The organism is Flavobacterium sp. (assembly GCF_044368625.1).
In the GTDB taxonomy this organism is placed as follows: domain Bacteria; phylum Bacteroidota; class Bacteroidia; order Flavobacteriales; family Flavobacteriaceae; genus Flavobacterium.
The window spans coordinates 1-3,573 of record NZ_JBIPPD010000375.1; the positions used below are offsets into that span (position 1 = coordinate 1).

1 protein-coding gene is annotated in these 3,573 nt (G+C 59.4%); it reads left to right on the forward strand.

What is annotated here, in order from left to right; all coding sequences use genetic code 11:
• Positions 1-3,386 (forward strand): autotransporter domain-containing protein (locus ACIQ2X_RS17090; RefSeq protein WP_396180236.1); only part of this gene is annotated, 3,386 nt, incomplete at its 5' end.
• Positions 3,387-3,573: the final 187 nt, after the last annotated feature.

Sequence of the window (3,573 nt, forward strand, 5' to 3'; positions counted from 1 at the left end):
AGTGGGCAAATGATAATCAATTCGGAGGAGGTGGATTTGCCGCTAAAGGCGGCGCTCTCACGGTCAACATCGGCGGCAACGCCACGCCCGATACCCTCACCGTGGGTAGTGACTACTTCCTGCGGAGCGCAACTCAGGAGCTCAATTTTGGCAGCAGCGCCTCCACTCATGCCGTGACGTTGCAGAACGGCATAGCCATCAACGGCATTGAGCTCAGGGTTAAGGTCTCTGCCAACAGCGCCCTCTTCAGCGGCGTACTCTCGGGCAATGCCAGCTCCGGCCTCAAAAAGCTTGGTGCGGGCACACTCAGTCTCGACGCCGCTAATACGTTTTCAGGTACTACCAATGTGAGTGCTGGCATTCTCACTTTGACCAACGCGCTCGCGCTCCAAAACAGTGCGATCGACGCGACCAACAGTGTCACGGGTTCTAGCACGGCGGGCCTGGTGCTTTCCGGCGTCACCGCACCGACCATCGGCGGCTTAACCGGCACCAAGGCGCTATCCACTTTGTTTAATACTACGACCGGGGGCTACGGTTCGGTCACGAGTTTGACCCTGAATCCCGGCACCAGCTCGACGTTGAGTTATTCGGGTGTGATTGCCAATGGTGCCGCAGGTATGAGCCTCACCAAAACCGGTTTAGGCAGCCAAACCCTAACGGGTACCAACACTTACACCGGCGGCACCAACCTTTCGGCGGGTACGCTTAACTTCGGCACCGGTGGCCTGGGCACGGCGGGGGCGGTCACGTTTACCGGGAGTTCCACTTTGCAGTACGGTTCGTCCACCACGACCGACCTGTCATCGCGCTTGGTTATCAACAACGGCGTCACGGGTACCGTCGATACCAATGGCAATGACGTCACTTTTGCCACCGGCATCGGGGCGTCCGGCAGCGGTGCGCTCACGAAAGCCGGCACCGGCACGCTCAGTCTCAACGCGGCCAACACCTACACGGGGCTCACCACCGTGAACGCGGGTACGCTCGCAGTTGGCAGCGGCGGTAGTTTGGCGAGCGGCAATTCGCTCACCCTCGGCGCGAGCGGTACGGCCACTTTCGCCAACGCCGGCCAAACCCTCGGCACACTGACCAACGGCGGGACGCTTAACTTGGGCGCTTCGACCACGCTCACCGTGAGCGACGGCACCAGCTCCGGAGTGATCTCGGGTACCGGCGGCAGCCTGACCAAGGCCAGTGCGGGCACACTGACTCTCAGCGGTGCCAACAGTTTTACCGGAGCGACTACGGTTTCGGCGGGTGTTTTAAACATCCAAAACTCCACCGCGCTCGGCACCACCGCTGCCGGCACCACAGTGGCCTCCGGTGCCGCCTTGCAGTTGCAAGGCGACATCAATGTGGGCGCCGAGGCCCTCACCCTCAGCGGCACCGGCGTGAGCAACGACGGTGCGCTGCGCAATATATCGGGCACCAATACCTACGCCGGTTTGGTCACCCTTGGCGGGTCAACGCTGATAAATTCCGACGCCGGGACGCTTACCTTGAGCAACACCGGCACGATTACCGGCGCTGGGTTTAACCTCACGTTGGGCGGTGCCGGTGATATTACCGTAATGAGTAATATTGGTAGCGACATCGGTAACTTAATTATAAACGGCACCGGCTCCGTTTTGTTGGCCGGTGGCAACACGTTTACCGGCACCACCACGTTTAACACCGGCACCTTGGTGGTTGGCAGCGCCGCCGGGGGGAACTGGGCGGGAAATATCACGGTTGCAGGCTCCGGCACGCTCAAAGGTCGCGGCGACATCAGCGGTGCGGTGGTTGTCGACACAACCGGCACCTACAGCCCGGGTAACTCGCCCGCGATCCAGAACATCGGCTCACTCACCGTGAACTCCGGCAGCTTAGTCACGATCGAACTCGACGGCGCCACCGCCGGCAACGGGGCCGGTTTCCACGATAAAATCGTTTCCGCCGGTGCAGTTACGCTCAATGGCGGCACGCTTAACGGATCGACGATTTTTAGTGGATCGAGCGGCTACCTGCCGACCATCGGCGCCGTTCATGCGGTGATCACCGGCAGCGCAGTTACGGGCACGTTTGCGGCGTATGATTTCGCCTCCGCAAACTTGCCCGAGGGCATCACTTTTCTAACCGAATACACCGCCACGGCGGTCAACCTTTACGCCGTCCCGACGGACTACGCTTCCGCCGTGGTCGGCCTCAACGCCAACCAAATTCAAATCGGTGCGGCCCTCCAATCCCTGCGGAATCCCAGCCTCCCGTTCGAGCTCGATCAGCGCACCACCCTCGACGCACGCGGGATTTTGTTTAACGGCCTCAAAGCCAAAGACGCCGCCGGCCTGCGCACCGCCTACGACCAGCTCACCCCGGAAAAACTCACTGCACTGGCCGCCACCACCTTCCAGTCCGCCTCGATCCTCAACTCCAACCTCCAACAACGCAGCGCGGAACTGCGCCGTTTCGGCCCCGCCTCGGTCAGTCTCAACGGTGTGGCCACCCCCGCCGCCACCGAAGATTACCGCATGGAAACGGTGATTGAGGACGGTGTGCAGTATCAAATCGCCACGGCAAAACCCCAAAAACGCTTCGGTTACTTTGCCAGTGCCACGGGTGCGTTTGCCGCAGTCGATGGTTCGGCCGAGCGGTTAGGTTCCTTCACGCAGACCGGTGCGGCCACCGCAGGGGTGGATTACGCGGTGAATGAGTACCAGTCCGTGGGGCTGGTGGTGAGTCAGGCGTATGCCGACACCGATTTTTCGTCCAACAATGGCAGCGCCCGCACCGCGACCAGCCGGTTGGGTGTTTTTTACGATTACCACAACAACGGGTTTTTTGTTACGACCTCAGTGTCGGCGGGCTTTTCGAATTATGATAGTAAACGTGAAATCGCTTTCTTAAATCAAACCGCCAGCGGTGAAACCCAAGGCCTTAGTTACGGCGGCCTGTTGGCCACCGGTTACGATTTTAAAGTCGGCGACTATATAATCGGGGCCACCGCCTCGTTGGCGTATGATCATGCGCAAATCGACGGCTTTGATGAGACCGGTTCTATTGCAGATTTGAAGGTGGCGCGGCAGAACGCGGATTCACTGGTGACCACGCTCGGATTTCATGTGAGTCGGCCCTTCATGTGGAAGCGCATCGGCTGGGTTCCGGATGTGAGCCTGGGGGTGAGCCGCCAGCATTATAATCCCGAGGCTATCCGTGCGCAGTTCGCCATTGGCGGGGGAAATTTTAAGGTCCAGCCGCAAGCGGGAGGCGGTGAGTCATTCAACCCAGGGGCGAGTCTTTCGGCGCTGTTGCCCAACGGCTGGTCGGTGCGTTTGGGCTACGACGCGATTCTCAATCCGCAGTACGCCGAGCACCGGATTAACCTGAGTGTGAACGCCGGGTTTTAGCTTAAAGTCTGAAACTCGAAGTTAAACCCGAACTTCGAAGCCGAGCATCGCGATCTGGCGTAACCTGCTGGGCACCTGAATGTTTATTCTCCAGCTCGGTAGAAGTTTAATAAACCTGCTTAAGAAGTTCGGAATTATGCCGTTATTATCCCCAGCGGCCGATCTACGTTGAAAAAGCCACCCCTTG